This is a genomic window from Streptomyces sp. CNX435, from assembly GCF_059570575.1.
Genome location: NZ_JCANTA010000031.1, coordinates 12,034 through 37,828, shown reverse-complemented (window position 1 = coordinate 37,828; position 25,795 = coordinate 12,034). Strand labels below are relative to the sequence as shown.

The following is a 25,795-nucleotide window of genomic DNA, read 5'->3' as shown; positions in this document are numbered from 1 at the left end:
CACCGGCGGAGGGAGAACGCAGATATCGATCACACCCGCGTGATCAATTCAGGGAATCCGGCCGGATTTGATCGTGATCGGCCGAACGGAGCAGCACGACTTCACCGGCAGACTCCGACAAATCGGGACGTTCGCCGCCCTGTCGATCCTTCCGGCGGCAGGTGACCTTCATGTTTCGGGTTTCCGGCAGACGCCATCTCACCTGCGGAAACCATGATTCCGGCGCGGGGCGCAGCACGTTCGAGGGTCGGTTGTCAAGCCCCGAGACGGGCCCTGACCTGCGCAAACGCCATTCAGAAGCGGCCTGTCCCGTGTTACCCTGGATAGCCACGGAAGGGGTACCTGTCACATGACGTTCAAGGTTGGCGACACCGTGGTCTATCCCCATCACGGGGCCGCGCTGATTGAGGCCATCGAAACTCGCCAGATCAAAGGTGTGGACAAGACCTACTTGGTGCTGAAAGTCGCGCAGGGCGACTTGACGGTGCGCGTGCCGGCGGACAATGCCGAGTTCGTCGGGGTACGCGATGTGGTAGGCCAGGAAGGGCTGGAGCGGGTCTTCGAGGTGCTGCGTGCGCCGTATGCCGAAGAGCCCACCAACTGGTCGCGGCGGTACAAGGCGAACCTGGAGAAGCTCGCGTCGGGTGACGTGATCAAGGTCGCGGAGGTCGTCCGGGACCTGTGGCGCCGGGAGCGTGAGCGCGGTCTCTCCGCAGGGGAGAAGCGCATGCTCGCCAAGGCTCGCCAGATCCTGGTGAGCGAGCTGGCGCTCTGTGAGAGCACGAACGAGGACAAGGCGGAGGCGCTGCTCGACGAGGTGCTGGCGTCCTGAAGGGCTGAACGGTCGCACGGCTGAGCAGCAGTGCTCGGCGGCGCTTCGTTTTGTGGCGCCGAGGGCTTTGTGGCTGGTTCTGTGGCGCTGGTTTTGTAGTGCTGCGGTTTCACAGCGCTGCGGTTCCGTAGTGCCAAGCCGCCCGTGGCCGGTGCCGTTTGTCCGGGCTGCCGCGGTCGTTCCGCGTCTGGTCGTTCCGTGTCTGCTCGTCCCCGTGTCGGCCTTGACGCCGCCCGGGGTGCCGCCCGGTCAGGTCCTTCGTGGTCCGTCCGTCCGTTTGTCCCCGCTCGTCCTTTCACGTCCGTTCCGACGGCCTGAAAGTGTGCCGGTTTCCGGGGGGCAGCCGTAGGCTCCCGTGCCGCGCGTGCGTATGCTCGCGTGCGGTGCGCCGGGCCGACGGCTGTCCCGCTTTCATGTGGACAACGCCGTGCCGGGCCCGGGCAGCTGCTTCGACCATCTGCGTCACGGAAGGGGGTCGACAGCGAACTCCGCGGTGGGGGCACGAAGCGTCGTGCCCGGCACGCTTTTGGCCATACCCATGTCGTCCAAGGACACAAACCTGAACACCGCAATGTCTCCGTCAGGCTCGTCCGACTCGCCCGCCGCGTCCGTGGAGACCCGGCCCGGCCACTCGGACCCGGTCGGTCCGCACAGATGCGCCGCGGTGATCCCCGCCGCCGGCCGCGGAGTGCGGCTCGGCCCCGGCGCGCCCAAGGCTCTGCGCGCCCTCGGCGGCACGCCGATGCTCGTGCACGCCGTACGTGCCCTCGCCCGCGCCCGCGCGGTGTCCCTGGTCGTCGTCGTCGGCCCGCCCGGTGAGACTGCGCAGGTGCGCACCCTGCTCGACGACCACCTCGAACACCTCGACTCGACCGAGGTCGTCGTCGTCCCCGGCGGCGACACCCGCCAGGACTCCGTACGCCTCGGCCTCGCCGCGCTCCCCGACGACGTCGGCGTCGTGCTCGTGCACGACGCCGCCCGCCCGCTGGTCCCGGTGGACACCGTGGAGGCCGTCGCCGCCGCGGTACGGGCCGGGGCGCCCGCCGTCGTGCCCGCGCTGCCCGTCACCGACACCGTCAAGCAGGTCGTGCCCGGCGGCGAGCCGGGCCACCCGGAACCGGTCGTCGCCACGCCCGAGCGGGCCGCGCTGCGCGCCGTGCAGACCCCGCAGGGCTTCGACCGCCGGGTGCTGACCGAGGCCCACGAGAAGGTGCCCGCGGCCGGCGAGGGCGCCACGGACGACGCCGGCATGGTCGAGCGGCTGGGCGTCGAGGTCGTGCTCGTACCCGGGCACGAGGAGGCGTTCAAGGTGACGAGGCCGCTGGACATGGTGCTGGCCGAGGCCGTGCTGGCGCGCAGGAGGGCGACCGATGCCTTCTGACGGAACGTCGCCTTCTGACGCGAGTTCGCCTGGCGGCGCGAGTTCGCCGGGCGCCGCGACTTCGCCGGGCGGCCCGACGTCGCCGGCCGGCGCGCCCGGTCCGTACGCCGTGCTGCCGCGCGTCGGCGTCGGCACCGACGTGCACGCCTTCGCCGAGGGGCGCGAACTCTGGTGCGCCGGCCTGCTCTGGGAGGGCGAGAGCCACGGCCTCGACGGGCACTCCGACGGCGACGTCGCCGCCCACGCCGCCTGCGACGCGCTCTTCTCCGCCGCCGGCCTCGGCGACCTCGGCGCGCACTTCGGCACCGACCGCCCCGAGTGGTCCGGCGCCGCGGGCGTCGCGCTGCTCGGTGAGGCGGCCCGTATCGTCCGGGCGTCCGGCTTCCACATCGGCAACGTCGCGATCCAGGTGATCGGCGTCCGGCCGAAGATCGGCAAGCGGCGCGCGGAGGCGCAGGCGGCGCTCTCGGCCGCCGCCGGGGCGCCGGTGTCGGTCTCCGGCACGACGACCGACGGCCTCGGCCTCACCGGCCGCGGCGAGGGCCTGGCGGCGATCGCCACCGCGCTCGTCCTGCCGCCGCCCGGGTGACGTGGACCTTCCGCCACCGCGCGGAAGGTCCGTGGCGCGTTCGTTGTTGGGTACCCAGGAAGATCCCAGTGTGTGAACCCGAGGAGTCTCCATCGTGTCTGTCGCCCTCTCCGACAACCTCAAGAAGGTCCTCGACGGCCAGGTCTTCATCACCGTCGCCACCATCCAGCCCGACGGCGCACCGCAGGTCTCGCCCGTCTGGGTGAAGCGGGACGGCGACGACCTGCTGTTCTCCACCACGGCCGAGCGCGTCAAGATCCGTAACCTGAAGCGCGACCCGCGGATCAGCGTCGTCGTGATCAACCCCGCGGCCCCGTACAGCTACGCCCAGGTGCACGGCACCGCGAGCATCACCACCGAGGGCGGCCTGGAGCTGATCGACGAGCTGTCGATGAAGTACACCGGCAAGGACTACGACACCTTCAGCGGGGGCCGCAGGGGCGACGGCACCCGGGTCGTCGTCCGCGTGACGCCGGAGAAGGTCTCGGGCATGGGCGACCTGGTCTGAGCGACTGCGCCGGCACCGGGCGCTCTGGCTCGTCGGGGGGCCGGGTGCCGGGTGCCCAGTGCCGGAGCGCGGAGCGCCCGGGCTCGATGTCAGCGGGCCGGCCTACCCTGGGGCGGGTGTGCGGGGAAGGTGACGTGGCGGGGTGAGCCGGTAAGCCGGGGGCGGCCGTGCTTGGGCGTCAGTGGGTCGGCCTACCCTGGGGCGGGTGTGCGGGGGACCGGCTGCGGCTGTGCGTGCGGGACCTCGTCCGGGCGTACGCGGACCGGGGCCCGCGGGGGGTCCGGGGCCTACTACCCTTGAGGCGTGACCATTCGCCTGTACGACACCAGCACCCGGCAGATCCGTGACTTCACCCCGATCGCCCCGGGTTGTGTCTCGATCTACCTGTGCGGCGCCACCGTGCAGGCCCCCCCGCACATCGGGCACATCCGCTCGGGCCTCAACTTCGACATACTGCGCCGCTGGCTGCTCCACCGCGGCTACGACGTGACGTTCATCCGCAACGTCACCGACATCGACGACAAGATCATCGCCAAGTCCGCCGAACAGGGCCGCCCTTGGTGGGCCATCGGGAACGAGAACGAGCGGGCCTTCACCGCCGGTTACGATGCGCTCGGCTGCCTCCCGCCGACGTACGAGCCGCGCGCCACCGGCCACGTGCCCGAGATGATCGAGATGATGCGCGCGCTCATCGACTCCGGCCACGCCTACGCCGCCGACGGCAACGTCTACTTCGACGTCCGCTCGTACCCCGGCTACCTCGCCCTGTCCAACCAGGAGCTGGACAACCTCCGCCAGCCCGAGGGCGAGGGCGAGACCGGCAAGCGCGACCAGCGGGACTTCGCCATGTGGAAGGCCGCCAAGCCCGGCGAGCCGTCCTGGGAGACCCCGTGGGGCCGCGGCCGGCCCGGCTGGCATCTGGAGTGCTCGGCGATGGCCCACAAGTACCTGGGCTCCCGCTTCGACATCCACGGTGGCGGCATCGACCTCGTCTTCCCGCACCACGAGAACGAGATCGCGCAGTCCAAGACGTTCGGCGACGACTTCGCGGACTTCTGGCTGCACAACGCCTGGGTGACCATGAGCGGCGAGAAGATGAGCAAGTCCCTGGGCAACTCGGTGCTCGTCTCCGAGATGGTCAAGCGCTGGCGCCCCATCGTCCTGCGCTACTACCTGGGCACCCCGCACTACCGCTCCACCATCGAGTACAGCGAGGAGGCGCTGCGCGAGGCCGTGTCGGCCTTCGCGCGCATCGAGGGCTTCGTGCAGCGTGTAGTTGAAAAAGCAGGAAAAGCCGGCATTGCCCCGGCCGCGGACGTGCCGCCCGCGTTCGCCGAGGCGATGGACGACGACCTCGGGGTGCCGCAGGCGCTCGCCGTCGTGCACACCACCGTCCGGCAGGGCAACGCCGCCCTGTCCGCCGACGACAAGGAAGCCGCCGTCGCCCGCCTCGCCGAGGTACGGGCCATGCTCGGCGTGCTCGGCCTCGACCCGCTCGACGCGCACTGGACGGGGGCGGGCGGCGCCGACCGCGGGGCGGACCTGCACGGGGCCGTCGACACGCTCGTACGGCTGGTGCTGGAGCAGCGCGAGGCGGCGCGGGCGCGCAAAGACTACGCCGCGGCCGACGCCATCCGTGACCAGTTGCAGCAGTCGGGCCTCGCCATCGAGGACACCCCCGACGGGCCGCGCTGGTCGCTGAGCTGACCGACGGAACCGAACCTGAGTGTGCCGCCCGGGCGACCGGGCGGCACACTCATGAAGTAGCGAATGACGCAGCGAAACACCGATCGCAGAAGCAGGTGGAACCCCCATGGCCGGGAACAGTCAGCGCCGGGGCCGCAGAACGGCGAGCAAGAAGGGCGCGACCAAGGGCACCGGCGGCAAGGGCCGCCGCTCGCTCCAGGGCAAGGGCCCCACGCCGCCCGCCGAGCTGCGGCCCGGGCACGCCAGGCAGCGCGCCGCCAAGGCGCGGTCCAAGAAGGCCGCCGCGGCCCGCCCCGCCGCGCGCCGCGGCGGCCGGGGCAGCAGCGAGCTGGTCGTCGGCCGCAACTCGGTGTACGAGGCGCTGCGCGACGGCGTGCCGGCCACGACGCTGTACGTCCAGCAGTACCTCGACAGCGACGACCGGGTGCGCGGCGCCCTGCAGCTCGTCGCGGACCGCGGCGACATCCACCTGATGGAGGCGCCGCGCCCCGAGCTGGACCGGATGACGGACGGCCTGAACCACCAGGGGCTGGTGCTGCAGGTCCCGCCGTACGAGTACGCCCACCCCGACGACCTGCTCGACGCCGCCGCCGGGGACGCCGCGGATCTGCTGGCCGTCGCGCTCGACGGGGTCACGGACCCGCGGAACCTGGGCGCCGTCGTCCGCTCCGTCTCCGCCTTCGGCGGGCACGGCGTCGTCATCCCGGAGCGGCGGGCGGCGGGGATGACGGCGGGGGCGTGGAAGTCGTCGGCGGGTACGGCGGCGCGTACGCCGGTCGCCCGGGCTACGAACCTGACGCGGGCGCTGGAGGCGTACCAGAAGGCCGGCGTGATGGTCGTCGGGCTCGCGGCCGACGGGGAGGTCGAGCTGCCGGAGCTGGACCTGCTGGACGGGCCCGTGTGCATCGTGGTCGGCAGCGAGGGCAAGGGCCTGTCGCGGCTGGTGGGGGAGACGTGTGACGTGCGCGTACGGATCCCGATGCCGGGCGGCTCGGAGTCGCTGAACGCGGGGGTCGCGGCCGGGGTGGTGCTGTACGAGGCGGCGCGCAGGCGGGCGTGAGCGCCGTGCGGGACGGCGCGCGGCGAATCGGAACGAGCCCCAGCGAATGGTGTGTTTGACGGACCTCCGACACAAAAGGGCTGTGTCAGGCGGTGTCTGGCACTGTCTGGCAGTGTCTTAATGCTGCGTCACTCGGTTAGTGGAGTGTGGACACCAGAACACCGCCCACCCCCACGGGTGGTCGCGCCCAGGAGCCCGAGGACACCGGCCGGCTGACGATGGTGCGGGTCCCCAGCGACCCCACCCGGATCAACGTCGACAGCCCGAGCTTCCGGGTGCGGCTGGGGCCCTCGTCCCACCGGACGCTCGCCGCGGCGCCTGCGCCGCTGTACGGGGACGGAGCCGGAGTCGGGGGGCTTGCGCCGGCCCTGGTGGGGGCCGGGGCCGTGGGTGGCGCCGGAGGTTCCGTGGGCCCGAGGGCGGCGCGGCGGCGGGCGCCCGTGGTGTGGACCGGCCGCGTCGACGACACCGCCGCCGGCCGACTGCTGCAGGCCATCCCCCGCGGCTACGCCGCGGACCGGCACCCCGCGGACCGGCACCCCGCGGGCGGCGCCGACGCCACCTCGACGCAGCTGCTCCCCCGCTTCGACGACGCAACCCAGGTGCTGCCGCACGTCGACGACGACGCCACGTACGTGCTGCCGCGCATCGACGCCCCCGGCGCCGGGGACGCCACGCAGATGCTCCCCCGGATCCCGGCGCCCGCCGGTCCGTACGGGAGGGAGCGGGCGCACGGCGGCTACGACGGGCCGTACGACCCGTACGCCGAGCCCGGCGGCCCCTACGCCGGCCCGTATGCCGAGCCCTACGCCGGCCCGTACGCGGACGCCGACGAGGACGCCGACGCCGACCGCCCCCGCGGCCGTACCCAGCGCCACGGCGCCGACCCCGTACGGCACGCCTACTACCCCGGCCGCCGGATGAACCTCGGCGTCGTCCTGCTCCCCCTGCGCATCGTCCTCGGCCTCGTCTCGCTCTACACCGGCATGGGCAAGCTCAGCGACCCGCTGTTCTTCGACGGCGGCGAGCACGGCTCGATGCGCGGCTGGCTGGACCGGATGGACCCGTGGCTGGTCGCACGGCCGCTGTACGACATCGCGCTCGCGCACCCCGTGGGCGCCGGGCTGACGGTGGCGTTCCTGCAGATCATCGTCGGCGTGCTGACGATCTGCGGGCTGTGGCAGCGGCTCGCGGCGGCCGTGGGCGGGCTGCTCGCGCTCGGGCTGCTGGTGACGGTGGCGTGGCAGACGTCGTCCGCGTACGACGCGACGGACGCCCTGTTCCTCGCCGCCTGGTCCCCGCTCGTGATCGCCGGCGCCCCCGTCTACTCCCTCGACGCCCGGCTCGCCGGCGAGGCGTGGCGGACGCTGGGGCCGCGGTCGGAGCTGTGGGAGCTGCGCCGCCGGGTGCTGCGCCGCGGGACGGTGCTGGCCACGGTGATCGTGGGGCTGGCGCTGCTGGTGGGGTCGACGCTGGGCGCGGCGGTGCGGTCGTCGAGCACGGTACGGGTACCCGGCCCCGACGAGCCGCCCGTCAACCACCTGCCGGGCACCCCGCTGCCCACCCCGCCCGGCGGCGAGGCCCGGGGCGGCGACGCGGGCTCGGCGACCCCGTCGCGGGACGGCTCCGGGTTGCCCGGTGGCGCGCCGCCCTCCCCCGGCGCCGGCCCCGAGCCGGGCGCGGCGGACGCGGGTCCGGCGACGGAGTCCGGCAGCGTCGCCCCGGAGCAGCAGCCGGCCGCGCCCCCGGCCTCCCAGGCGCCGCCCCCGTCCGCCGAGAACCCGGCGCCGCCGCCCTCCGACGCCGGGTCCGGCACGGACCCGGGCACGGGCGGGGCGGAGCCGGGTGGGGGCGGTGCGGGGAGCACGGGGGGCGGTGGCTCGACGGGCGGGGGCGGCGAGGAGAAGCCGCCGGGTCTGGTGGGCGGGCTGCTGGGTTAGGCGTAGCGGCAGCGGGGGCGGGGTTCGGCCCCGTGCCCGCGGGGCCCGGCCGTACGCGCGGTGCCGCCGTACGCGCGGGGCCCGGCCGCCGCACCCGCCGGGCCGCCGCATCCGCAGGGCCCGGCCCGCACCGCCTCGGCCGCCCGTATCCGCAGGGCTCAGCCCGTACCGTACGAACCGCCCCCCAGGCCCTCACCCCCGGCGCAGCTCCTTCGCCGCCTCCGTCAGGTCCTTCGCCGTGTCGATGGCCCGCCAGTACGCCCCCTGCGGCAGCGGGAAGCCCGCCAGCCGCCGCTGCCGCGCCAGCCGCGGGAACGTCGCCCGCTCGTGGTCGCCGCGCTCCGGCAGCAGGTCGCGGAAGGCGGCGGAGAAGACGTAGACGCCCGCGTTGATCAGATACGGCGACGGCGGCGCCTCGATGAAGTCGACGACGTGCCCGAACTGGTCCGTCTCCACCGCGCCCCACGGCATGTTCGGCCGCGCCAGCGCCAACGTGGCGTCCGCGCCCCGCTCCTGGTGGAATGCGGCCATCGCGCGCAGCGAGAACCTCGTCCAGATGTCACCATTCGTCGCGTACCACGGCTCGTCGGGCCGCGGCAGCGACGCCGCCGCGAACTTCAGCCCGCCGCCCCGCCCCAGCGGCTCCTTCTCGATCACGCAGCTCACCTTCAGCGGCAGCTCCGTGGCGTCCAGCCACTCCTGCAGCACCTCGGCGAGGTGCCCGCAGGACACCACGGCGTCCGTGACGCCCTCGGCCGCCAGCCAGGCCAGCTGGTGCCCGATGATGGGCACGCCGGTGCCGGGGATCTCGACCATCGGCTTGGGGCGGTCGTCCGTGTACGGACGAAGCCGTGACCCCTGCCCACCGGCAAGGACCACGGCTTGAGTGGGTTGTGCTGCTGCGGGTCCCGTCATACCCCGCACCCTAACCGGCCGGTAGCACACGGCCGCGGGTACGGGGTACCGGACGCCCCTGACGCGCCTACTGGGCCGAGACGACTCCCGAGGCGAAGGCGGTGTCGCACACCGGGCGCGCGTACGACTGCGCGCGCGTGATCCCGTACTTGGCCACCGCGACCTCGCCGAGCGCGCGGGCGATGCCGACGCAGTGCCGCGCGAGCGACGGCCGGGCGTGCACCTCGCGCTGCAGCTGCGTGAGCGCGGTGCCCGGGTCGCTCTCCTGCAACTCGGCGATGAGGCGGTCCCGCAGCATCTCGTGCGGGGCGCGGGCGCCGGCCTTGGTCGCGGCGCTCTCCGCGGAGGTGCTGAGCATCCGGGAGTCGGTCGAGGGCGACGCCCAGGGGACGGTGGCGACCGCGAGCGTACCCGCCAGAACGAGTACGACGGGGAGGACGAATGCGATGGTTCTGCCGATACGGCGGGCTGCCTGTTTCACGAGGGCGATGGTAGCGAGCGGTAGTGACTTGGCGACATTGAGTCACTCGAACGAGCGCGGTTGGCCGGGAAATTCGAATTCCGTGTTGACGTTGCTGACGTCCACGTCGAACGAAGAGGCGGACTTTCCGACGCGCGTGCCGTTACGTGCCGCGTGCGTCGTCTTCCGTACGGCCCGGAAACGCGCGACGGCGCCGTACCTCCGGAGGGGCACGGCGCCGGTCGGTCGCGTCGGTCGCGTCAGTCGCTGAGCCGGGCGCCCGAGGAGGTGGAGAACACGTGCGTCTCGCCGGAGCGCGGGACGATGTGCAGCGTGGCGCCCTTGTCCGGCACGGAGCGGCCGGAGACGCGGACGACCAGGTCCTTGTCCTCGCCGCCGACGGTCGCGGAACCGTAGACGTAGGCGTCGGCGCCCAGTTCCTCGACGACGTTGACGGTGACTGGCAGACCGGCCGGGGCGTCGCTCGCCTCTTTCGACAGCTTCTTGTCCGCGGGCGCGTCGCCGTTGGCCAGGTCGAAGTGCTCGGGGCGGACGCCGACCGTGACCGTGCGGTCGCCCTTGTCGGACGCGGCGGCCAGCGCCTCGCGGCTGACGGGCACGACGCTGTTGCCGAACTTCACGCCGCCGTCGGTGATGGGCACCTCGACGAGGTTCATCGCCGGGGAGCCGATGAAGCCCGCGACGAACAGGTTCTCGGGCTTGTCGTACATCTCGCGCGGCGTGGCGACCTGCTGCAGCAGGCCGTCCTTCAGGACGGCGACGCGGTCACCCATGGTCATGGCCTCGACCTGGTCGTGGGTGACGTACACGGTGGTGACGCCGAGGCGCCGCTGCAGGCCGGCGATCTGCGTACGGGTCTGGACGCGGAGCTTGGCGTCGAGGTTCGACAGCGGCTCGTCCATGAGGAACACCTGCGGCTCCCGGACGATCGCGCGGCCCATCGCGACACGCTGCCGCTGACCGCCGGAGAGCGCCTTCGGCTTGCGGCCCAGGTACTCGGTGAGGTCGAGGATCTTGGCGGCGTCCTCGACCTTCTGCCGGATCTCGGCCTTCGGCACGCCAGCGATCTTGAGCGCGAAGCCCATGTTGTCGGCGACGGTCATGTGCGGGTAAAGCGCGTAGTTCTGGAACACCATGGCGATGTCCCGGTCCTTCGGCGGCAGGTGGGTGACGTCGCGGTCACCGATGTGGATGGTGCCGGAGTTGACGTCCTCCAGCCCGGCGAGCATGCGCAGGGAGGTCGACTTGCCACAGCCGGACGGGCCGACCAGGACGAGGAACTCGCCGTCCTCGATGGAGATCTCCAGCCCGTCGACCGCGGGCTTCTCGGAGCCCGGGTAGGTCCGGGTGGCCTTGTCGAACGAAACGGTTGCCATGGTGTTTCCCTTCACCGGCAGGAACGTGCCGGACGATCCGAGTAAAGGTGGTGTAGTCCACTGCTGTGGACCTTGGCGCTGACCGTACCCGCCGGTCAGCCCGCTTGTCATCACCCCGAAGGTCCCGAAAACGCATCACCGCGCCACCCGGCGCCCCGGTTACACTGCAGGACGCGCCTCCTTAGCTCAGCTGGCCAGAGCAACGCTCTTGTAAAGCGTAGGTCGTCGGTTCGAATCCGACAGGAGGCTCCGACGCCCCAGCTCAGAAGTGCTCTGAGCTGGGGTTTTCCGTGAGCGGATGCGTCGGCCGCGCCGCGCGCGGACGGCGCGGGTGTCCGTGGTCTCAGTCCTGGTCTCAGATGCGGCCCCGGCTCACCAGGCGCGCTCAGCTGACCGTGAGCGGCAGGCCGATGATGCCCGTTCAGCAGGAGGCGCCGTCACGAACACCACGACCGCCGCGCCCGGGGTCGGCTCTGCTGTCGTCGACGGGCTTCGCGTGAAGAGTCGTCAAGGACCACGGCATTCGAGCCGGAAGGGTTCATGGCCCGGCCGGGGTACGGCACGGCAACTCCTTCACCGGGCGGTTGAACCGTTCCTCCGTCGCGCACGTTGTGTCTCGTGTGTGCTCCCCGGCCGAAAGGGAGGCATAGATCTGTCGCTCAGACAACCAGGCCGGTGGCATTGAAGATCACCGTGGCTCAGCAGCGAACGGAGAACGATGATGAGCAATCAAGGTGGGGGTCGTGGGGGCGCGTCCAGCACGGGGAACGGGAGTCAGCAGCAGCAATTCGAAGAATGGCTGGCGACTCAGAGCGCAGCGCTCAGGGAATCGCTAACGGTAAGGCTGGGTTTCATCGCCGAGCGAGACGCACACCTCCGGGATGCGGAAACGGCGAGCAGGATACGAACCGAGGCCCGCCGAACCATCGCACCGACAGCGAGGACCATCGCGGATTCCGTGGCGTCCCCGGACTACAACAGCGCGCTCTACGCTACCGAACAGCGAGGGGCCCGATACGCTGCAGCGCCTCCTGTGCAGACGGACTCATCGTATCGGGCGTATAACCCGGAACAGACTCCGTCCTCGGCGGTGTCGGCCCGCTGGCGGCCGGATTCGATGCCGGACGCAGCGGCGTTTGAGCAGGCGTTCAGCCAGCGGCCGGTGGCGCCAAGGCTGCAGACGGACCTTTCGTCGACGAATCAGGCGTCTGAACAGCTACAGACTCCGTCCACTCTGCACAGCGTGCCGACCGGCCGACCGGGTTCCGTTTCCCCCATGTCGACCAGCTCGGGGGGGATGTCGGCCCACGGGCAGCCGGGTTCGATATTCAGGGACCCGGTGGCGGCTCAGGGCGCGCTCAACCGGCAGCCCGCACCAAGCCGTGACGCACAAAGCCGTTCCGCACGAGGCGGTTTCTCACCGAACGAGATGGTCAGTCGTGCGAGGCAGGTGCCGACTCGACGACCCGCTCCGGGCGCGAAGAAGGCGAGCCGCTGAACGCATCCCGTCGTAGAGGACAGGGCGGTCTCGATCGCGTGAACGGCGGTGGCCGACGCGGACCGCCGCCCCCGCCCGGCACGGCGCCTCCGCACAGCGGCGTCGTGCCAGGCCGCCGGGCGCTTCGGAGATCGGGAACTGAGGAGGATACGGCTGAGCGGCCCCATCGCGCGTTTCTCGCGCGGTGGGGCCGCTCCACGGCCGCGCCCACGAGACGGTTCACCGGCCGTCGGCAGGGGTCACCGGCGGCCGGACTCAGGCCGCGTCATGCGGGACTTCGAAAGAGCGGACGGCCTCCGCTACGAAACGCCCTGCTCCGGGGAAGCGTTCGGCGGCGTGTCTCCTCGCAGGACCCGAAGGTCGGCGATCGCCTGGTCGCGAAGGGCGGGAAGGACGGCCCGTGCCGATGGCGGCAGATTCATCATTATCGCCTCCACTTCGGCGGCGGTGCCCACCTCGTCGAGGAGTCCGATCATCAGATGCCCGGCCACGGAAGGCGCCGAGGCGATCACCCGCTGGGCGAACTCGTCCCATTGCGCGGACGTGACGTGGTCCCGCAGAGCGGGCAACAGGACCGGGTCCTCGTGGGCCAGGTGCTCGTGCACGGTGTCACGCACCGCGACGGCCGCCTCGCGCAGAGCGCGGCGTACCTCGGCGGCCGGTCGCGCATCGATGCCGGCCGCGTCCGGCCCGGCCGCGTCGAGGCCGGCCGCGTCCAGCCCGGTCATGTCGACGGCGGCAAGCCGGTCGAGCGCGGCGTCCAGACGCTTGTGTTCGTCGCCGAGCCCGTCGAGCGCGTGCCCCGCTTCCGGCGCGGTCGCCGCGATCAGCGGCCAGAGCAAGTCGTCTTCGACCTCGTGGTGGTGTCGCAGGTTCGCCACGACGAAGTCCCTCAACTGCGCAAGCGCCTCCGGGGGGACCGAGGGGCGGTCGGCGGCCTCCGTCAGCAGCGTGGTGACCACCCGGTGGGTCTCATGCGTGAGCCGCGTTTCCATCACCGATTTCGGCTCGATCTCGGCGCTCGTTCCCATCGCGGGCAACCTTCCTTTGGTGCGTGTGTGATTCGAGGTCCGGGCACGTCCGGCCCGGTGAACACGGTCAGCGGTACTCGGGATTGGGGAAGTCGAAGCGTTCACCCGCGTCCCAGCCGGTGCGCTGGTTTCCGTACGCCGGGATGCCCCCCGCGCGCTTGAGCATCGCGGCCATGTGCATGAGGTTCCAGGTCATGAAGGTGGTGTTGCGGTTGGTGAAGTCGTTCTCCTGGGCGGTGGAGCCGGGGTCCAGATACGAGGGGCCGGGGCCTGCCTCGCCGATCCACCCGGCGTCGGCCTGCGGCGGGATGGTGTAACCGAGGTGCTGCAGGCTGTAGAGGATGTTCATGGCGCAGTGCTTCACACCATCCTCGTTCCCGGTGATCAGAGCACCCCCGGCCCGGCCGTAATACGCATACTGGCCCCGCTCGTTGAGGATTCCGGAGCATGCGTAGAGCCGCTCGATCACCTGCTTCATCACGGAGCTGTTGTCACCGAGCCAGATCGGTCCGCAGAGGACGAGAATGTCGGCGGCCATCACCTTTTCGTACAGCGCCGGCCAGGCGTCGGTCTCCCAGCCGTGTTCGGTCATGTCGGGCCAGACACCGAAGGCGATGTCGTGGTCGACGGCGCGGATCAGCTCGGTGGTGACGCCGTTTTTCTCCATCACGGTGCGGCTCTTGTCGATGAGTCCTTCGGTGTTGCTGATCTCGGGTGAGCGCTTGAGCGTGCAATTGACGAACAGCGCGCGCAGGTCGGCGAAGCGGGGCTGGTGCTCGTCTCGGTCGATTGTGGCCATGTGGGTTCCTCGGGTGGTGCGGGAAGGTCGGGATGAGTTCCACGACTCAGCGTGGCATCCGATTGTGCCGTACGGGCGGGTGCCCGCGGCGTCGGCGGTTTATCGGGAACTCCCGCTTCCTCGCCCCGGCGCGGAATTCGTCCTGGGGGCATCGAACCGGGAGACTGCGGAGTAATAGGTGCTGCTGCTATTACCACTCCGGGCGGAATGGCAGCTGGTGCTGGGCAGGGTTTCCGCGGCGCGTCCGCCGATGATGCTGTGTGCCTGGCCTTCGGTGGGACTCATCGACTCAGGGCTGCCGACGAATCCTCGGCCAAGCGTGCCGTGCGTGGTGGCGATGGTCGGCCGAGTGCGGTCTGCGCTGTCCCCCTGGGTCCAGTGGCGAACCTGGGCGGGATACCCGGGGGGCGGACCGTCGGGAGCGGACCCCCGGCGTGCCGGGGCGGAGTCCTTGGGAGCGGAACTCTGGCCGGCGGCGTCCCGCGTAGCGTAGGCGGGTGGCCCGCCGTGTATCCCTGTCCGGCGTCCCCTGAAGCGCAGGTGGGTGGCCCCGTCGTGGATCCCTGTGACTGGTGGCCGAGCAGTTGGTCGTCGGTGAGGGGAACCTCCCGGTACGCGCCGTAGTCATGGGCCGGTGGTGCGTAGCCTCCCCGCTGGCTGGTGTGGGAGTTGTCGCCACCGCCGCTGCCGGACTGAGGTGAGGGCATCCGGTGTCTCCTCATCGTGCGCCTGTCGAGGCGTCCGCCTCTCCAGGCACCACGCGCGGTCGCTACGAGCGGTTCACCGGTGGCTGTCGTCGACGCCCGGGCAACCGCCGGCCGTGGTTCTGCCGCTGGCCGCCCTGGCGCCCCCGCTCGCCGCGGGCCGCTTCGCGCCCGGGTCCGCCGTGTCAGCCGTGGTCGCGGAGGTAGCGGACCAGGCCGGCGACGTCGTCGGGGACCAGGCGTCCGATGGCGCCGCTGGAGTAGACCGCCGTGACCACCGTGCCGTCCGGGGCCAGCACGAACCCGGTGGACTGCAGGAACCGCTGCTCGCCGGGCGCGTCGTTGACGTACGCACCCGTGGCCTTGGCCACCTCGTCGGCGTCGGCGCCGTACCCCACGGGGAAGCCCAGGCGGTGCTTCTCGACGAGTTCGCGAGTGGTCTCCTCATCGTCGACGGAGAGCGCGGCGACGCGCACGTTGAGGAATTGCAGGGTGTCGGCGGCGCGCCGGAAGGCGGCAAGTTGGGCGTTGCAGTACGGGCACCAGGACCCGCGGTAGATGAGAACGACTCCGAAGTGCCCGGCGAGGTCGTCCGGGAGGGACAGGGTCCCTCTGCCCCCGATCGCCGGAACCTGGAGGTCGGGGAAGTGCTGGCCGTTGTGGAGCCGCGTCATGGTGTCCCTGCTCTCATGTCTCTTGCCGGACTGGGTCGTTCGACCGTAGGCAGCAGCAAACTGGACTATCAAGTCCAGTTTCGCTACCGTAAGAATCATGAAAGGTGTGCGGCAGGAGCCGAGGCTGACTCGTCGGGGTGCGGCGACCAAGGGCCGCATCGTGGCGGCCACCGCCGAGCTGGTGCGCGAGCGCGGGGCGGCCGGAACGAGCCTGGACGACGTGATGGCGGCCAGCGGCACCAGCAAGTCGCAGCTCTACCACTACTTCGCCGACAAGAGCGACCTGCTCCGGGCGGTCGCCCGGCACCAGGTGGAGCAGGTCATGGGTGCCCAGCGCCCGGAGCTGGACGCGCTGGACACCCTGGCCGCCCTGCGGGGCTGGCGCGACAAGATCGTCGCCATCCAGGACGAGCTGGGTCACGTCGGCGGATGCCCGCTCGGCTCCCTCGCCAACGAGCTGGCCGACGGCGACGCGCGGACGCGCGGCGTCCTGCAGGAGTGCTTCGCCGCCTGGGAGGCCCCGCTGCGCGCCGGTCTCACCGCCATGCGGGACCGCGGAGAGCTGCGGCCGGGTGCCGACCCGGAGGCCCTCGCCGAAGCCGTGATGGCCGCCCTGCAGGGCGGGCTGCTGCTGACCAAGACCCACCGCACGAGCCGTCCGCTCGCCCGCGCCCTGGACATGGCCATCGAGCACGTGGCCCGTCCCGCGGGACCGGGGTGAGCGACGTCCCCGGCCCCGGCCCCGACGGTGCCGGGGCCGGCGGGGCCGGGACGGGCACTCTGCGTGGCGGTCAGAAGATCGCCAGCGGATTGACCGGGACGCCGGTCAGGCCGTGGATGCGCGGGGGCGCCACCGTGAGCAGGAAGGCGTAGCGGTGCGACTCCGTGCAGACGGCGGCCAGTTCCTCCAGCTCCGCGACGTCGATCAGGGGCATGCCCAGCAGCGGCAGCGCGACGCGGTGCAGCGGCCCGGGAACGGCGGGGTCCAGCGGCGGGTGGGCGTCGCCGAGGTCGCCGGCGTACAGGGACACGCCGCGCCGGTGCATCCACCGCACCGCGTCCAGGCTGATGCCTGGCATCGGCCTCTCCGGGTCGATGGCGTAGACCCACCCGCAGCGCACCACCAACGCGTCCCCGGACTCCAGCCGTACGCCCTGGCGGGCCTCGGCCGCCTCCAGGTCCTCCGAGGTGATCGGGTGCCCCGCGGGCAGCGGGCCGTCGTAGGCCAGGTCGAGCAGCACACCCCGGGTGGCGATCCCGGCGGCGAACGCCGCCGTGGAACCGTGCCGTACGCCGGCCGGTGTCACGCTCTCCGCGAGAGGACGCCCCGGGTAGACCTGGCCGTCCCAGATCTGGTGCCCCAGGGCGTCGAGGTGCGTCGAGCGCACGTGATGGTTGGTCACCAGTATCATGTCCGCCGTCGCGGGTGCACCTCCGGTGTACTGCATCAACTGCTGCACCGGCGAGACATCACGGGTGGTGGGCGCGAAGGGCCCGCTGACGAGCGGCGCGGGCTGGATCGGCTGGGCCAGCGAGACCGCTCGTCCGGTACGGGCCTCCGCGGCGCCCCTGGCCCGCGCGGTCGCGGTTATCAGGTTGAGCGTGCCCAGCTCGTCGTCCGCACCCCATCGGCCCCAATTGCTCGGGAAATCCTCCACGTTGGCCGCTGCGGTGACGTCGTTCTTCGGTTCCGTACCCATGTCGGTGAACGTACGGGAAGGGGCCGGCCGCCCCTCACCAGTACCCGAAGGCGTGCGTCTGCGCGCAAGGACTGTGCGCCGGAGCGAAAGATCGTCCGGGCACGGGGCGGTGAGAGTAGCGCCAGCGACGTCTGCCTGCACGACGGTGTGCGGCATGTCGTTCGCCTGGGTGAGGCGTGCCGTTCCCGGCGTTGTGTACGGGCGCCTGCGGGATCGGAACACGAGGAGAACGTGATGGGACAGCTCGACGGCAAGACGGCCGTGGTGACCGGTGGCTCGACGGGAATGGGGCTCGCCAGCGCCCGTCGTTTCGCCGCGGAGGGGGCCCACGTCTACGTCACCGGCCGGCGGCAGGAGGTGCTCGACGCCGCGGTCGCGTCCATCGGGCGGGGGGCGACCGGTGTCCGCGGCGACGTGGCCGACCCGGCCGACCTGGACCGCCTGTACGAGCGGATCGCCGCGGACGGCCGCCGGGTGGACGTGCTGTACGCGAACGCCGGAGTGGGGGAGGCGGCCCCGCTCGCGCAGGTCACGGAGGAACACCTCGACCTGCTTCTCGGTGTGAACGTGCGGGGCGCCGTCTTCACCGTGCAGAAGGCGCTGCCGCTGTTGAACGACCACGCGTCCGTCATCCTCTCGGCCTCGATCTGGACGGTCGAGGGACCCGAGGGCTTCGGCGTGTACTCGGCCACGAAAGCGGCGACCCGGTCCTTCGCCCGCACCTGGGCCAACGAGCTCAAGGACCGGGGTATCAGGGTCAACGCCATCAGCCCCGGGACGATCGACACGCCCGGACTCGACGAGGCCATCGGCGGCGCCCACACGGAGCAGGGCCGACAGGTGAAGGAGTTCCTGGTCTCCCGGATCCCGCTCGGCCGGGTCGGCACCCCGGAGGACGTCGCGGACGTGGCCCTCTTCCTCGCTTCCGACCAGAGCCGCTTCGTCACCGGTACCGAACTCTTCGTGGACGGCGGCACCGTGCAGGTCTGACGGGGACAGCCGTCTGCGGGTCGAGTACGACCTCGTGCTCGATCGAGCCGGCCTGATGACCTATCACGCCTGCGGCCGGGCAACGACCGCACGCAACCAGAACGCCGGCGGTGAACCACTCTGAGCCGCGACACGTGGTGCGGATGTCGATGAAGTGCCGCCGCAGTGGAGCGTGCTGTCCGCTGCGGCGTGCCCGGCGACCGGCGGATGCGGCCTCACCCGGCCATGACGGCCGGCGTAAGTCCCCCCACTGGAAACCTCCGCAGTAAGGAAGCGCGCCATGGCGACGGAGCAGCTCATCACGACGCCGGTCGTCAGGCCAAGCGACGGTGTCACTCCGCTGCGCCGGTTCGTGCCCGCGATCATGCTGTCCCAGTTCGGCTTCCACGTCGCGCTCACCACACCGCTCCAACTGCTGCTCGCGTTGCACCTCAAGGACATCACGGGTGGCGAGGCGACCACCGCGTTCGGGATCGTCACGGGCTTCGGCGCGTTTGTCTCGCTCGTGTTCAACCCCGTCGCCGGTCGGGTTTCGGACCGTACCCGCGTCCGGTTCGGCCGGCGCCGCCCCTGGATCTTCACCGGCTCCCTGCTGGCCGCGCTCGCTTTGATCGGGGTGACTTTCACGACTCAGGTCTGGCAGGTCGTGCTGCTGTGGTGCGGAGTGCAGGCGGTCGCGAGCTTCCAGGAGGCCGCGAACAGCGCCCTCGTCGCGGACCAGGTCGCCGAGCACCGCAGAGGAGGCGTATCCGGGTTCGTCGGCCTGGCCACGGCCATGGGGCCGCTTATCGGCCTGTCACTTGCCAACGCGTTCCCGGAGGGAAGCGCCGGTCAGTGGTGGGCCATCGCGCTTTTCGCCATCGGGGCGAGCACCGTTGCCGTCCTCCTGCTGCGTGATCCGCGAAGCAGCACGCCGAAGCCGCCGATGAATCCGCGGGGCGTTGCTTCGACGTTCTGGTTCAACCCGCGGACCCACCCGGCGTTCGGATGGGCATGGCTCGTCCGCTTCCTGATCATGTGCGCTTTTGCATCCAGCACCTTCAGCACCTTCTTCCTCATGGAGCGCTTCGACGTAAGCGAGAAGGAGGTCGGAGGCGTCGTGCTGAAACTCGCCGCGCTCTCCATCGGATGCGTTGCCGTCGCCAGTGTGGTCGCCGGCTATCTCTCCGACAAGCTTCGGCGGCAGAAGCCGTTTGTGGTCTTCGCCGGGATAGTGGCCGCCGCAGCTCTCATCTTGATGTCGGGGGCCCGGGACATGGCGTTCATCTACGCGGGGGTGGCTGCCATCGGAGTCGCCCTGGGAACCTTTCTCGCCGTCGATCTGGCGGTGTGCGTAAGGCTGCTGCCCAGCAAGGACGACGCGGCCAAGGACCTTGCGATCATCAACATCGCCAGCTCCCTGCCGCAGTCGTTCGTGCCGTTCGCCGCGCCCGCATTCCTCCTGCTGGGCGGCTATCAGGCGCTTTTCATCGCTCTGGCCGCCATGAGCGTGCTCGGCGCTCTGGCCACCTTCAAGCTTCCCGAGATCGGACGCGAGCACGAGCCGAGCCGCTGGATCGCGCCGATCGCCCGTGGTGATCGTCTCGCGGTGCGGAAACACCACACCGAGCCTGCTCTCGTCCCCAGCACACCTGAAATCTAGTGAGGTTGCGCACGTGATATCTCTCGAACCGGCGGTGGGCGAGACCGTCGACGCCCACCGGACCTGTGAGTTCGCCACTCTTGCCCGGGACGGCACACCGATCGCCTGGCCGACGGCAACCCTTCGCCACGACGACGGCACGTTTCTTGTCTCCACGTCGCTCGGCTTCGCCCAGAAGGCACTGAACGTTCGTCGTGACGGCCGGGTGGCCCTGCTCTTCTCCGATCCCACCGGCAGTGGGCTGGATGCCCCTCAAGAGGTGTTCGTCACGGGTACGGCGGTGTGTCCAGAGCAGATCGTGGCCGCACCCTCGGGCGACGAGGCGTACTGGTCGATGATCTTCGATCGTCAGCCCGACAGCCGACGCTATGCGGACCGGCTCGCTCGCTGGCTCATGGACTGGTACTTCCTGCGGCTGAGGATCACCATCAGCCCGACCGAGGTACGCACCCGCGCGCCTCTGACCGCGTCGCCCGGTGACCCGGGCGACGCGGCAGGCCGGACGAGTTCCCTGCCCGGCGCAGGTATTCTCGCCGGCTTCCCCACCGCCGTGCTCGGCGCCCGGGACGCGTACGGTGCCCCGCTGCTCATGCGGACGCGGACCGTGGCGAGGCCCGACGGGTACCTGGTCGAACCGGCCGCCGACTGCGACGTCGTACCCGGCCCGGCCACTCTCCTCGTGCACCGCCACGATGACCGCCTCGCCGGCATCTACAACGCACTGGTGCGGGGTGAGCTGCGGCGGTCCGATGACGGCGACTGGCTGCTGGTGCCACACCGGGTGATCGAGCCGAACGGCGACGGCACCCCACGCGGCCAGGTACGCACGCTGCGTACCGTTCGCCGCTCGTCGAAGGCATACCTGCGCGGGCGTGGTCTCCAGCCGCCGCGTGTGGACTGGCCGGCTCTGAAGGCTCTCGCCGCGGTGTCCGCGTCCCGGGCCGCCGCTGAAACCTGATCACCCGGGTCCCGGCCCCAGCCGGAAGCCGGCGGCATCAACTGGTACATAACGAAAGGCATGGCAAGATGACCGAGAACCAGGGGCGGACCGTCCCCGCAGCGGCTGACGTCACCGAACTGGATGACCGGATCACCGGATCGGTGTTCACTCCGGATGACGCGGACTACCCGGCGGCGGCAGTCGGGTTCAACCTGCTTTCGCAGCATCGACCGAGTCTCGTTGTCGCCGCTTCTACGGCTCACGATGTCCAGGCAGCGATCGCTTTCGCCGCCGCGCATGACCTGCCCGTCGGCGTCATGGCCACCGGGCATCAGCCATTCCCGCTGGCGGACGGTTTCCTGCTCATCACCACCGGCGAAATGAACGCGGTCGAGATCGACACCGACCGTTCCGTGGCCCGGGTGGGAGCCGGCGCGCTCGTATCGGAAGTCGTGGAGGCCGCCCAGACGGCCGGGCTGGCGCCCCTGCACGGGTCGTGCCCGAATGTGGGAGCCGTGGGCTTCACCCTCGGCGGCGGTCACAGTCCGTTCCTGGGCCGGACTCACGGCTGGGCCGCCGATCACGTCCAGTCCATCGAAGTGGTCACCCCGGACGGCGTGCTGCGCCGCGTCTCAGCAGAGACGGAACCGGAACTGTTCTGGGGCCTGCGCGGCGGGCGCAGCAACTTCGGTGTCGTGACCGAGGTGGAGGTCAAGCTCTTCCCGGTCACCTCCTTCTACGGCGGTGGGATCTACTATCCCGCCGAGAACGTAGAGGCCGTACTGCGAGCCTTCCCCGAAGTCGTCCGCGACGCTCCCGACGGGTTCACCTGCTCGGTGATGCTGCTGAACTTCCCGCCCCTCCCGGACATCCCCGAACTGCTGCGCGGTCGGTTCCTTGCGCACGTTCGAGTGGTCCACCTCGGTTCCGACGAGGAGGCCGAGAAGCTGATCGCGCCCTTCCGGGCCATAGGCACCGCGGTTGCCGACACGGTCGGCCGCCACCCCTACAGCGAGTTCGCCGCCGTGCACGCCGACCCGGCCGAGCCGATGCCGTACGAGGAGCACGGCACCGCCCTGACCGAGCTGCCGGCCGAGGCCGTCGACCGGCTTGTGGAGAACGCCCAGCTGATGGTGGGCAGCCCGGTCATGGCCCTGGAGATCCGCCACCTGGGCGGGGAGCTGGCGAAGCGGCCGTCCGGGGCGAGCCCCATGGCCGCTCAGGACGCCGTGTTCAACGTGTGGGGACTCAGCGCCGGACCGCCGGAGGCGGTCAACGCCGGGATCGCCGCCCTGCGTGAGATGGCCGAACGCCTGGATCCCTGGGCCACGGGATACGCCCTCACCAACTTCGCCGGGCGTGATGACAGGGCCGAGAAGGTGTTCACCACCGCGGACCTCGACCGGCTGCGACGGCTGAAGCGGCAGTACGACCCGCGCAACCTCTTCCGCGTGAACAACCACAACATCACCCCGGAATAGGAACGCCGCGACACCCGCTCGTCCTGCCGGGTCCCTGGGACGCCGCCTGCGCCCGCGCCTTCACCGGCGCGGGCCACGGGGTGACGCCCGTGGAGCCGGTAGAGAGCGGCAGTTGACGGAATCGGTACGTTGTACCGGTGGCAAATGACGAGCAACCCCTCTTCGTTCGGCGGAGGCTGCAGCCGGGACAATACGTTATCAATCCCCAGAATCCGGTCGGCTTGGCGCTCATCGTAATCATCCTGGTGGGTGTGTCGGTGTTCTTCCTGGTCATGTTCGCGAAACAGCGGGATCGCGGCTCCCTGACCGAAGACGAGTTCCGGGATGCCGTCCACCAGGCGGCGGAGCGGCTGCGCGACGATCCCGACCCCGTATCCCTGCATGACTACTCCACGGTGATAAGCGGAGCTGTTACCGACGTGGAGGAGGCCGCCAGGCCCGACGTCGAGGCCATCGGCGACGACTCCTGGGACTTCGAAGCCGACCCGCCCACTCCGCCCACGTACAGCGAATACGAGATCAGCGATTACCAGGTGGATGCCGTCTTCTGCATGAGTACGCCTAGCTTCACGGTCACAGAGGGCGGCTGCTGACCCGGCGACAGACCAACTCCCCACAGGGGACAAGCTCTCAGTCTCGGTTTACTGAGAACGGTGGAACAGCTCTCCTGGCGTCACGAGGCGTCATGCCGAACTCCTGCCGGAACGCGGTACTGAACGACGCATGACTGCCAAAACCGCAGGAATAGGTTATCTGGGAGATGGAATGCCCGGCCCAGCTCGCACTGGCCAGCCGGGTGCGGGCGAGATGCAGCCGTTCCCGGCGTATGAGATCCCGCGACGTGGTGTTGGCAGCCTTCAGCACCTCTTGGATGTAGCGGGTCGACCAGCCAAGAGCCCGCGCGATGCCAGCGACGTTGAGGTCGGGGTCGCTGGCATGCCGGCGGACGTGGCGCCGGATCTCCGCCTCGACCGTTGCCCGCTGCTCGGCCGGTGCCGAGTCCGTGGCGCCTTCCTCCGCCAGACAGACAAGGTCGAGCAGCTGCTCGCAGGCGAGGTCGAAAGCCGTTTCCGAGAGTCGCCCGGACTCTTCCTGCAGCGTGGTCGCCATCTGCCGTATCACCCGGCCCAAGCCGCTGACACCGCTGAAGACCTGTGGCGTGCGGGCTGCGGCCATGTTGCGGCGGTCGACTTCCTGCCGAGGAACGATCAACGCAATGGATACGAAGTCGTCGTCTGCGCGAACGCCACCGGACGGTCCATATCGCACAACGCCATGAATCCGGGCTTGATTTCCCCTGAGGACGGTCCCTGTGCCACCCGGGCCGCTCCGGCGAGCGGCACCAGCAGTTCGCAGGTACCCCGGGGGTCGGAGCGGATGTGCCGTCTCTCCCGCCGCAGATCTACTCGTACGCCATCGCACAGCGCGATGCCGTACGCCTGCGACTGCCGCCACTCCAGGCGTCCCGTCCACGGCGCGGCGTCTGCCACCGTGATGTCGTTCGCGCCGTGGAGACCGACGAAAGCGTCGCGCCAAGCGTCCATCGAGCGTGCCGAATCAACTGAATCATGGTGATGCATTCCGCTGTCGTCCCATTGCCTCTTTGATGTTCGTCCGGTCACCTCGCCGTTGTCAGACTCGGTCACGGTCACGGTCCGGGCTGCCGGTGGGCGCCGTGAGGCCGTCCAGGTGCCGGCGCAGGCGCTCTGCATCGTGCGGGCTGCTCCTGCCGTACATCTCCAGGGCCTGGGCGTGGAACCGGGCGGCGTCTTCGAGGCGGTGCTGCTCCCGGGCGACGTCGCCGAGCATCTCCCGTACGCGGGCGATCCAGCGCGACGAGCCGACGGCGGCGAACTCGTCGTGGGCCAGGCGCAGATCGTACTGGGCGGTCGCGTAGTCGCCGTCGAGCGCTTGGGCCCGGCCGAGCCAGGCCAGGGCACGGGCGGCGTCGAAGGCGTGGCGCTCCCCGGCGAGGGCGGCGCGGGCCTCGCCCAGGAGCGTGATCGCCTCAGTGGGCCGGCCGCGGACGAGGGCCACCCGCCCCAGGCAGATGCCGCAGAGCGCGGCTCCGTGTGCGTCGCCGAGCGTGCGGAGCAGCCGCCGGGCGCGGCGCAGGAACGGCACCGACTGGCGGGGGTGGTTCGCGTCCAGGTGGGTGCTGCCGAGTTCGTACAGGGCCCGGGCGGCGCCGAGTTCGTCACCGACGGTCCTGGCCGCGGCGAAGACCCGGGTGAAGGCGACGACGGCCTGCGCATGGCGGCCGGCGTTGCGCAGGGCGACGCCCCAGGTGGCGAGGATCTCGCGCTCCGCCGGCGCGTGGCCGCACACCTGGGCGGCGTCGTACGCCAGCTCGTGTGCTCCGAGCCATCCGGGCCGGTGGTGGAAGGTCGTCCAGCAGGGCCTCATGGCGTGCACCAGCTGCCAGGTACTTCCGGGCAGCCCGGCGACGTGGGCGGCGTGGACCGCGGCCATGAGATTGGTGTGCTGGGCATCCAGCCAGGCCAGGGCCTCGGAGACGGTGGCGAAGGCCGGTGCGTCGGCGGGCGGATAGCGGTAGTCGCGGTCCAGGTCACGGTAGCCGCGGTCCAGGAGGTGCGCGGCGGCCGTGGTGGCGGCCAGGAGCCAGTCCAGCGCCCGGCGCAGCGGCTCCCCGGCGGCGGGGTCGGACCCCTCGTCATCGAGTCGGTCGAGTCGGTCGAGCCGGTCGAGTTGGCCGGCATGTGTACGGGGACGGGCACGAATCGCGTCGCGGAGTCCGTAGACCGGGCCGCGGACCGGGTGCCTGCCGTGCCGCTCCAGCAGCCCGGCGTCGGCCAGCGCCGCCAGCGCCGCGCCCGCGGTCCGGCCGGGCAGCGCGCAGGCGGCGGCGGTCAGCTCCACGTCCACATCGGCGAACGGCAGCCGCGCCAGGCACCGGCGGACGTGGGCCTCGGGGTCGTCAAGTGCGGTGTGGATAGGGCTGGGTGCGTCGGTCATCGTGGGCCTTCTGGTCGGCGGGAGGCTCAGCGCGGGGGTCTGCATCCACCGGCGGCGTACGAGGCTGACCGCGTCGCCCCGGGCCGGGCAGCAGGGACTCGGCTGCCGACCTGAGACGGCGCTCGGCGCCCGCATCGGGGCGGGCCGCCGTACCGCCCCCACGCGACAGGGAAGGGCGGGTCCTGGGTGTCAGTCCGGCACCGGCCGGTGGGCGGGGCGGCCCCGGACTGGCGAGCCGGCCCGGACCTGCGGAGCAGGGTGTGGTGGGCCGACCCGTGACGGCCTCCACCACGGCAGCCGCTGCGGAACGGTTCAATCCGGTGCGTGCGGAGGCACCGTCGGGGACAGCCCACGGTGAACTGTCCGCCCCGCGCACACACACCGTGGGTGCGCGGGAGACCCCGGCCACCCGGCCGAGGCCGGATGCGTCGGTGAGCGCATCGAATGATCCCGACGCCGGACGGTATTCGCTCGCGGTGGTCCACGGAGTCCGGGACGGGTTTTCCCGTTCTGTATTCGCCTCTCCTACGTGGGCTACTACGTGGGCGCGGTGACGGTCAGTTCATTCCGG

Annotated in this window: 23 protein-coding genes and 1 tRNA gene; 14 read left to right on the top strand and 10 right to left on the bottom strand. The window is 71.1% G+C overall.

The genetic code is table 11. The features are described 5' to 3' along the window. Positions 1–349 precede the first annotated feature (349 nt). The 7 genes from T328_RS32655 to T328_RS32625 all read left to right on the top strand — a co-directional run bounded on the left by T328_RS32655 (position 350) and on the right by T328_RS32625 (position 8,017). A complete protein-coding gene (locus T328_RS32655; protein WP_018836077.1) occupies positions 350–832 on the top strand; it encodes a CarD family transcriptional regulator in 483 nt (160 codons plus the stop codon). 571 nt (positions 833–1,403) lie between these two features. Next, the gene (gene ispD, locus T328_RS32650; protein ID WP_496499857.1) at positions 1,404–2,213 is read left to right on the top strand and encodes a 2-C-methyl-D-erythritol 4-phosphate cytidylyltransferase; all 810 of its coding nucleotides are present in this window, start codon (positions 1,404–1,406) and stop codon (positions 2,211–2,213) included. After that, positions 2,203–2,802 (top strand): 2-C-methyl-D-erythritol 2,4-cyclodiphosphate synthase, encoded by a 600-nt coding sequence (gene ispF, locus T328_RS32645; RefSeq protein ID WP_496499856.1) that lies wholly within the window; start codon positions 2,203–2,205, stop codon positions 2,800–2,802. The genes ispD and ispF overlap by 11 nt, the downstream gene beginning before the upstream one ends. 94 nt (positions 2,803–2,896) lie before the next feature. Further along, positions 2,897–3,310, top strand: coding sequence for a PPOX class F420-dependent oxidoreductase (locus tag T328_RS32640; protein ID WP_496499855.1), 414 nt, complete (start codon positions 2,897–2,899; stop codon positions 3,308–3,310). A 303-nt stretch (positions 3,311–3,613) separates the two neighbouring features. After that, positions 3,614–5,017 (top strand): cysteine--tRNA ligase, encoded by a 1,404-nt coding sequence (gene cysS, locus T328_RS32635; protein ID WP_496499854.1) that lies wholly within the window; start codon positions 3,614–3,616, stop codon positions 5,015–5,017. A gap of 106 nt (positions 5,018–5,123) precedes the next feature. Further along, positions 5,124–6,077, top strand: coding sequence for a 23S rRNA (guanosine(2251)-2'-O)-methyltransferase RlmB (rlmB, locus tag T328_RS32630; RefSeq protein ID WP_496499853.1), 954 nt, complete (start codon positions 5,124–5,126; stop codon positions 6,075–6,077). 218 nt (positions 6,078–6,295) lie between these two features. Continuing rightward, entirely contained in the window at positions 6,296–8,017 is a 1,722-nt protein-coding gene (locus T328_RS32625) for a DoxX family membrane protein (RefSeq protein WP_496499892.1), read from the top strand. Positions 8,018–8,209: 192 nt separating this feature from the next. Here T328_RS32625 and T328_RS32620 read toward each other — a convergent pair whose 3' ends face one another. The 3 genes from T328_RS32620 to T328_RS32610 all read right to left on the bottom strand — a co-directional run bounded on the left by T328_RS32620 (position 8,210) and on the right by T328_RS32610 (position 10,789). Continuing rightward, the gene (locus T328_RS32620; RefSeq protein WP_496499852.1) at positions 8,210–8,932 is read right to left on the bottom strand and encodes a nucleotidyltransferase family protein; all 723 of its coding nucleotides are present in this window, start codon (positions 8,930–8,932) and stop codon (positions 8,210–8,212) included. A gap of 67 nt (positions 8,933–8,999) precedes the next feature. Further along, positions 9,000–9,413 (bottom strand): hypothetical protein, encoded by a 414-nt coding sequence (locus T328_RS32615; protein WP_496499851.1) that lies wholly within the window; start codon positions 9,411–9,413, stop codon positions 9,000–9,002. A 239-nt stretch (positions 9,414–9,652) separates the two neighbouring features. Continuing rightward, a complete protein-coding gene (locus T328_RS32610) occupies positions 9,653–10,789 on the bottom strand; it encodes an ABC transporter ATP-binding protein (protein WP_496499850.1) in 1,137 nt (378 codons plus the stop codon). Positions 10,790–10,964: 175 nt separating this feature from the next. Here T328_RS32610 and T328_RS32605 point away from each other — a divergent pair. After that, positions 10,965–11,038 (top strand) — tRNA-Thr (locus tag T328_RS32605). 1,548 nt (positions 11,039–12,586) lie between these two features. On the opposite strand, the gene T328_RS32600 is transcribed toward T328_RS32605, so the two are convergent. The 3 genes from T328_RS32600 to T328_RS32590 all read right to left on the bottom strand — a co-directional run bounded on the left by T328_RS32600 (position 12,587) and on the right by T328_RS32590 (position 15,495). After that, positions 12,587–13,318: a hemerythrin domain-containing protein gene (locus T328_RS32600; RefSeq protein ID WP_496499849.1), complete on the bottom strand. Its 732-nt coding sequence runs from the start codon at positions 13,316–13,318 to the stop codon at positions 12,587–12,589. Positions 13,319–13,385: 67 nt separating this feature from the next. Continuing rightward, positions 13,386–14,117 carry a flavodoxin family protein gene (locus tag T328_RS32595; protein WP_496499848.1) on the bottom strand — a complete coding sequence of 244 codons (732 nt, stop codon included), beginning with the start codon at positions 14,115–14,117 and terminating at the stop codon, positions 13,386–13,388. An 889-nt stretch (positions 14,118–15,006) separates the two neighbouring features. Then, positions 15,007–15,495, bottom strand: coding sequence for a peroxiredoxin family protein (locus tag T328_RS32590; RefSeq protein ID WP_496499847.1), 489 nt, complete (start codon positions 15,493–15,495; stop codon positions 15,007–15,009). Between the two features lie 97 nt (positions 15,496–15,592). Here T328_RS32590 and T328_RS32585 point away from each other — a divergent pair, with 97 nt between their 5' ends. Continuing rightward, positions 15,593–16,216 (top strand): TetR/AcrR family transcriptional regulator, encoded by a 624-nt coding sequence (locus T328_RS32585; protein WP_496499846.1) that lies wholly within the window; start codon positions 15,593–15,595, stop codon positions 16,214–16,216. Between the two features lie 70 nt (positions 16,217–16,286). On the opposite strand, the gene T328_RS32580 is transcribed toward T328_RS32585, so the two are convergent. Next, positions 16,287–17,195 carry a cyclase family protein gene (locus T328_RS32580; protein ID WP_496499845.1) on the bottom strand — a complete coding sequence of 303 codons (909 nt, stop codon included), beginning with the start codon at positions 17,193–17,195 and terminating at the stop codon, positions 16,287–16,289. Between the two features lie 234 nt (positions 17,196–17,429). Between T328_RS32580 and T328_RS32575 the strand changes: the two genes are divergently transcribed. The 5 genes from T328_RS32575 to T328_RS32555 all read left to right on the top strand — a co-directional run bounded on the left by T328_RS32575 (position 17,430) and on the right by T328_RS32555 (position 22,841). Further along, positions 17,430–18,185, top strand: a complete 756-nt coding sequence (locus T328_RS32575) for an SDR family NAD(P)-dependent oxidoreductase (RefSeq protein ID WP_496499844.1) — start codon at positions 17,430–17,432, stop codon at positions 18,183–18,185. Positions 18,186–18,465: 280 nt separating this feature from the next. After that, entirely contained in the window at positions 18,466–19,827 is a 1,362-nt protein-coding gene (locus tag T328_RS32570) for an MFS transporter (RefSeq protein WP_496499843.1), read from the top strand. Positions 19,828–19,861: 34 nt separating this feature from the next. Continuing rightward, entirely contained in the window at positions 19,862–20,785 is a 924-nt protein-coding gene (locus T328_RS32565; protein ID WP_496499842.1) for a pyridoxamine 5'-phosphate oxidase family protein, read from the top strand. A 68-nt stretch (positions 20,786–20,853) separates the two neighbouring features. Then, complete coding sequence (locus T328_RS32560; protein ID WP_496499841.1) at positions 20,854–22,248, top strand: FAD-binding oxidoreductase; 1,395 nt, start codon at positions 20,854–20,856, stop codon at positions 22,246–22,248. Positions 22,249–22,385: 137 nt separating this feature from the next. Further along, complete coding sequence (locus T328_RS32555; protein WP_496499840.1) at positions 22,386–22,841, top strand: hypothetical protein; 456 nt, start codon at positions 22,386–22,388, stop codon at positions 22,839–22,841. Between the two features lie 37 nt (positions 22,842–22,878). On the opposite strand, the gene T328_RS32550 is transcribed toward T328_RS32555, so the two are convergent. The 3 genes from T328_RS32550 to T328_RS32540 all read right to left on the bottom strand — a co-directional run bounded on the left by T328_RS32550 (position 22,879) and on the right by T328_RS32540 (position 25,224). Next, positions 22,879–23,358 carry a helix-turn-helix transcriptional regulator gene (locus T328_RS32550; protein ID WP_496499839.1) on the bottom strand — a complete coding sequence of 160 codons (480 nt, stop codon included), beginning with the start codon at positions 23,356–23,358 and terminating at the stop codon, positions 22,879–22,881. Between the two features lie 98 nt (positions 23,359–23,456). After that, a complete protein-coding gene (locus T328_RS32545) occupies positions 23,457–23,894 on the bottom strand; it encodes an AraC-like ligand-binding domain-containing protein (protein WP_496499838.1) in 438 nt (145 codons plus the stop codon). After that, positions 23,881–25,224 (bottom strand): hypothetical protein, encoded by a 1,344-nt coding sequence (locus T328_RS32540; protein ID WP_496499837.1) that lies wholly within the window; start codon positions 25,222–25,224, stop codon positions 23,881–23,883. The genes T328_RS32545 and T328_RS32540 overlap by 14 nt, the downstream gene beginning before the upstream one ends. Positions 25,225–25,795 lie beyond the last annotated feature (571 nt).

What these genes read in the sequence shown, in the direction of transcription:
- T328_RS32610 (WP_496499850.1), bottom strand. Translation starts at nt 10,789, where the DNA reads ATGGCAACCGTTTCGTTCGACAAGGCCACCCGGACCTACCCGGGCTCC.
- T328_RS32590 (WP_496499847.1), bottom strand. Translation starts at nt 15,495, where the DNA reads ATGACGCGGCTCCACAACGGCCAGCACTTCCCCGACCTCCAGGTTCCG.
- T328_RS32620 (WP_496499852.1), bottom strand. Translation starts at nt 8,932, where the DNA reads ATGACGGGACCCGCAGCAGCACAACCCACTCAAGCCGTGGTCCTTGCC.
- T328_RS32625 (WP_496499892.1), top strand. Translation starts at nt 6,296, where the DNA reads ATGGTGCGGGTCCCCAGCGACCCCACCCGGATCAACGTCGACAGCCCG.
- ispD (WP_496499857.1), top strand. Translation starts at nt 1,404, where the DNA reads ATGTCTCCGTCAGGCTCGTCCGACTCGCCCGCCGCGTCCGTGGAGACC.
- T328_RS32585 (WP_496499846.1), top strand. Translation starts at nt 15,593, where the DNA reads ATGAAAGGTGTGCGGCAGGAGCCGAGGCTGACTCGTCGGGGTGCGGCG.
- T328_RS32580 (WP_496499845.1), bottom strand. Translation starts at nt 17,195, where the DNA reads ATGGGTACGGAACCGAAGAACGACGTCACCGCAGCGGCCAACGTGGAG.
- rlmB (WP_496499853.1), top strand. Translation starts at nt 5,124, where the DNA reads ATGGCCGGGAACAGTCAGCGCCGGGGCCGCAGAACGGCGAGCAAGAAG.
- T328_RS32600 (WP_496499849.1), bottom strand. Translation starts at nt 13,318, where the DNA reads ATGGGAACGAGCGCCGAGATCGAGCCGAAATCGGTGATGGAAACGCGG.
- T328_RS32560 (WP_496499841.1), top strand. Translation starts at nt 20,854, where the DNA reads ATGACCGAGAACCAGGGGCGGACCGTCCCCGCAGCGGCTGACGTCACC.
- ispF (WP_496499856.1), top strand. Translation starts at nt 2,203, where the DNA reads ATGCCTTCTGACGGAACGTCGCCTTCTGACGCGAGTTCGCCTGGCGGC.
- T328_RS32595 (WP_496499848.1), bottom strand. Translation starts at nt 14,117, where the DNA reads ATGGCCACAATCGACCGAGACGAGCACCAGCCCCGCTTCGCCGACCTG.
- T328_RS32540 (WP_496499837.1), bottom strand. Translation starts at nt 25,224, where the DNA reads ATGACCGACGCACCCAGCCCTATCCACACCGCACTTGACGACCCCGAG.
- T328_RS32655 (WP_018836077.1), top strand. Translation starts at nt 350, where the DNA reads ATGACGTTCAAGGTTGGCGACACCGTGGTCTATCCCCATCACGGGGCC.
- T328_RS32550 (WP_496499839.1), bottom strand. Translation starts at nt 23,358, where the DNA reads ATGGCGACCACGCTGCAGGAAGAGTCCGGGCGACTCTCGGAAACGGCT.
- T328_RS32575 (WP_496499844.1), top strand. Translation starts at nt 17,430, where the DNA reads ATGGGACAGCTCGACGGCAAGACGGCCGTGGTGACCGGTGGCTCGACG.
- T328_RS32570 (WP_496499843.1), top strand. Translation starts at nt 18,466, where the DNA reads ATGGCGACGGAGCAGCTCATCACGACGCCGGTCGTCAGGCCAAGCGAC.